Origin of the sequence: Streptomyces nanhaiensis (genome assembly GCF_046614825.1) — a bacterium.
Lineage (GTDB): Bacteria > Actinomycetota > Actinomycetes > Streptomycetales > Streptomycetaceae > Streptomyces > Streptomyces radiopugnans.
The window spans coordinates 1-3,831 of sequence record NZ_JBKJFM010000268.1; the positions used below are offsets into that span (position 1 = coordinate 1).

Genomic DNA, 3,831 nt, shown 5'->3' on the forward strand with positions numbered 1-3,831 from the left:
GCTGATCCCCGCGCGGGCCCTGCTGCGAGACGGGCTGAGCGTCTGGAAGGTGCCGGACACGACGGCGGAGACGGCCGTACTGCTGCTGAGCGAGCTGGTGGCCAACGCCTGCCGCCACGCCCGCACCGCCGTGGCACAGGCCCGCGCGGGCCGCGCGGTGGCGCTGATCGGCAGCGGCGACGCCGGGGTGTACGCGATGGCCTCGCCCGCCCTGGCGGAGGCGTCCGCCGACATCGACGTGGTCGGTGTCCCCGGCGTCACCGCGGCGCTCGCCGCCGCCGCGCTGCTGGGCGCGCCGCTGGGCCACGACCACGTCTCGATCAGCCTGTCGGACCTGCACACGCCCTGGGAGGTGATCGAGCGCCGGGTCCGGGCGGCGGCCGAGTCCGACCTGGTGGTGACGTTCTACAACCCCCGCAGCCGGGGCCGCGACTGGCAGCTGCCCAAGGCGCTCGCCCTGCTGGCCGAGCACCGCGCCCCGCACACCCCGGCCGGGGTGGTGCGCAACGCCTCGCGCCCCGGCGAGCGCACCACCGTGACCACGCTCGGCGAACTCGACCCGGAGACGGTCGACATGATGACGGTGGTGACGGTCGGCAACACCGCCACCCGCACCGTGGCCGGCCGCATGGTGACCCCGCGCGGCTACCGCTGGCAGGAGTCCCGGTGACCGCGCCGGCGACCGTCCCCGCGGCCCCCGCGGCCCCCGGGAGGACCGCCACCCGGGCCGCGCCCGTCGCCGTCACCTCGCGCTGCGCGGGCTGCGGCGCCTGCCTGCTGACCTGTCCGGTCCACGCGATACGTCCGCTGGGCGGCGCGCTGCTGGTGCGCGCCGAGCTGTGCACCGGCTGCCTGGAGTGCGTCGAGGTGTGCCCGGTCGACGCCGTCGAGGAGATCCCCCTACGCGACCCCCGGGAGCCGTCGTGACACCTTCGACCCACCGCACCGTCCATCCCATCGAGGAGGAGTCGTACCGCATCCTGCGCTCGCGGCTGGACACCTCCCACCTCCCGCCGCTGACGCGGGCCGTGGTGGAGCGGGTGATCCACTCCAGCGCCGACCCGGCCTACGCCGAGGACCTGGTCACCGACGAGAGCGCGCTGCGCGCCGCGCACACCGCCCTGCACGCCGGCGCGCCGGTCGTGGTGGACGTCGAGATGGTCGCCGCCGGGATCACCCGCCGCGAGACGGTGTGCCGGCTGGCCGACGCCCGCGCCGAAGGCGGCCTGACACGTTCCGCGCACGCGGTGCGGCTGGCCCACGAGCAGGTCGGGCCGGGCGCGGTGTGGGTGGTCGGCTGCGCGCCCACCGCCCTGTTCGAACTGCTCGCCCTGGACGTGGACCCCGCCCTGGTCATCGGTCTGCCCGTCGGCTTCGTCGGCGCGGCCGAGAGCAAGGCGGCGCTGCGCGCCAGCGGCCTGCCGGCCGTCAGCAACGTCTCGGAGAAGGGCGGCAGCGCGGTGGCCGCGGCAGCCCTCAACGCCCTTCTGTACACCCCGGCCACCGCCGCACGCCCCGACAGCACCGTCCCCCGTACCGCCCCCGGTACCGCCAAGGAGAAGACCCAGTGACCAGTCCACCCGCCCTCCTCCTCGTCGGCCACGGCACCCGTGACGACGCCGGCGCCGAGGCGTTCCGCTCCTTCGTGCGCGACCTCGGCGAGCGGCGGCCCGGCCTCCCCGTCGCGGGGGGTTTCATCGAACTGTCCCCGCCCCCGCTCGCCGACGCCGTCGCCGAACTGACCGGGCGGGGCGTGCGGAACTTCGCCGCCGTCCCGCTGATGCTGGTCTCGGCCGGGCACGCCAAGGGCGACATCCCGGCCGCCCTGGCCCGCGAGGAGCGGCGCCACCCGGGCACCACCTACGCGTACGGCCGCCCGCTCGGCCCCCACCCCTCGCTGCTGAACGTGCTGGAGCGCCGGGTGGACGAGGCGCTGCGCTCGGCGGGCGACGAGGGCGGCGCGAGCAGCCGCGCCGGCACCACGGTGCTGCTGGTGGGCCGCGGCTCCACCGACCCGGACGCCAACGCCGAGGTGCACAAGGCGGCCCGGCTGCTGTGGGAGGGGCGCGGCTACGCGGGCGTGGAGACGGCGTTCGTCTCGCTCGCCGCCCCCGACGTCCCCTCCGGCCTGGACCGCTGCCGGATGCTGGGCGCCCGCCGGATCGTGGTGCTGCCCTACTTCCTGTTCACCGGCATCCTGCCGGACCGGGTCCGGGCGCAGACCGAGGGCTGGGCCGCGGCGCACCCGGAGACCGAGGTGCTCTCCGCCGATGTCATCGGCCCCACCGACGAGTTGGCGGAGCTGGTCTGGGAGCGCTACGCGGAGGCCGTCGAGGGCGATCTGCGGATGAACTGCGACTCGTGCGTCTACCGCATCGCGCTGCCCGGCTTCGAGGAGAAGGTGGGCATGCCCCAGCGGCCCCACCACCACCCGGACGACGACGGACACGGGCACGGGCACGGGCACCACCATCACCACGATGACGGCCATGCGCACGCCCGCTGAACCCCTGGTCCCCCCTCGGCCCCCGGGCGCCGCGCACGACCTGCGCCACCACGGCGACGCGGAGGTGCGGGACGCGGGCGCGGACCTGGTGGACCTCGCGGTCAACGTCCGCGCCGGCACGCCCCCCGCGTGGCTGAGGGAGCGGGTGGCCGCCTCGCTCGGCTCGCTGGCCGCCTACCCCGACGGGCGGGCGGCCCGGCGGGCGGTGGCGGCCCGGCACGGGCTGCCGCAGGAGTGCGTGCTGCTGACGGCGGGCGCGGCGGAGGCGTTCGTCCTGCTCGCCCGGTTCCTGCCCCCGCCCGGGTCGGACGCCTGGCGCGACGGCGGACCGGTGGTGGTGCACCCGCAGTTCACCGAGCCGGAGGCCGCGCTGCTGGACGCGGGCCACCGGGTGGAGCGCGTCGTCCTCGAGGAGCGGGACGGCTTCCGCCTCGACCCCGCCCGCGTTCCGGCCTCGGCCGCCGCGGTGGTCGTCGGCAACCCGACCAACCCGACGTCGGTGCTGCACCCGGCCTCCGCCCTGGCGGCGCTGGCGCGGCCGGGCCGGACGCTGGTGGTGGACGAGGCGTTCATCGACGCGGTGCCGGGCGAGCGCGAGTCCCTGGCGGGGCTGGTGACGGAGCTTCCGGGCCGCACCGTGGTGCTGCGCAGCCTCACCAAGACCTGGGGGCTGGCGGGGCTGCGCATCGGCTACGTGCTCTCCGACCCGGAGACCGTCGCCGCGCTGGAGCGGCACCAGCCGCTGTGGCCGGTCTCCTCCCCCGCGCTCGCCGCGGCCGAGGCGTGCTGCGAGCCCGCCGCGCTGGCCGAGGCCGGGCGGGCGGCGGAGCGGACCGCCGCCGATCGGGCCCATCTGCTGGGCCGGCTCGCGGAGTTCGGCGAGCTGGGGCAGGCGACGGCGGAGCCGCGGGCGCCCTTCGTCCTGGTTCGGCACGCCGACGCGGCCGGGCTGCGGGAGCGGCTGCGCGCGGAGGGCATCGCGGTACGCCGCGGGGACACCTTCCCCGGTCTGGACGCACGGTGGCTGCGGCTGGCGGTGCGGGACCGGGCGACGACCGACCGCCTGGTGCGGACGCTGGCCGGCCTCGGGGTGCGCTGACGCGCGGAGCGGCGGCGGGCGCCCCCGCCCGGGGGTCCCGCCGCCGCTCGTACCGCCGCCCCGGCACGGGGCCGGGGCGGCGGTGGCCGGATCAGGCGTCGGCCGCGCCGGCCGCACGGCGGCGGCGCCGCATCAGCAGCCCGCCGCCCGCCGCGACGAGCCCCCGCGCTCCGCCGGCGCTGTACGGGGTGGCCCAGCCGCCCCCCGTCCCCGCGCGGTTGCCGGT

6 protein-coding genes are annotated in these 3,831 nt (G+C 77.8%); 5 read left to right on the forward strand and 1 reads right to left on the reverse strand.

Translation table 11 applies throughout. The annotated features are described in order from the left end of the window. From ACLIYP_RS29530 to cobC, 5 genes are all read left to right on the forward strand, one after another. Positions 1–670: SAM-dependent methyltransferase (locus ACLIYP_RS29530; protein WP_412716148.1), on the forward strand; the 670-nt coding region annotated here is incomplete at its 5' end. Further along, positions 667–927, forward strand: a complete 261-nt coding sequence (locus ACLIYP_RS29535; RefSeq protein WP_412716149.1) for a DUF362 domain-containing protein — start codon at positions 667–669, stop codon at positions 925–927. The genes ACLIYP_RS29530 and ACLIYP_RS29535, both read left to right, overlap by 4 nt. Beyond that, complete coding sequence (locus tag ACLIYP_RS29540) at positions 924–1,571, forward strand: precorrin-8X methylmutase (protein ID WP_412716150.1); 648 nt, start codon at positions 924–926, stop codon at positions 1,569–1,571. The genes ACLIYP_RS29535 and ACLIYP_RS29540 overlap by 4 nt, the downstream gene beginning before the upstream one ends. Then, positions 1,568–2,506 carry a sirohydrochlorin chelatase gene (locus ACLIYP_RS29545; protein ID WP_412716151.1) on the forward strand — a complete coding sequence of 313 codons (939 nt, stop codon included), beginning with the start codon at positions 1,568–1,570 and terminating at the stop codon, positions 2,504–2,506. Before ACLIYP_RS29540 ends, ACLIYP_RS29545 begins: the two co-directional genes overlap by 4 nt. Then, a complete protein-coding gene (cobC, locus tag ACLIYP_RS29550) occupies positions 2,490–3,605 on the forward strand; it encodes an Rv2231c family pyridoxal phosphate-dependent protein CobC (protein ID WP_412716152.1) in 1,116 nt (371 codons plus the stop codon). Before ACLIYP_RS29545 ends, cobC begins: the two co-directional genes overlap by 17 nt. A gap of 91 nt (positions 3,606–3,696) precedes the next feature. Here the strand turns inward: cobC and ACLIYP_RS29555 are convergent. Continuing rightward, positions 3,697–3,831: LAETG motif-containing sortase-dependent surface protein (locus ACLIYP_RS29555; RefSeq protein WP_412716153.1), on the reverse strand; the 135-nt coding region annotated here is incomplete at its 5' end.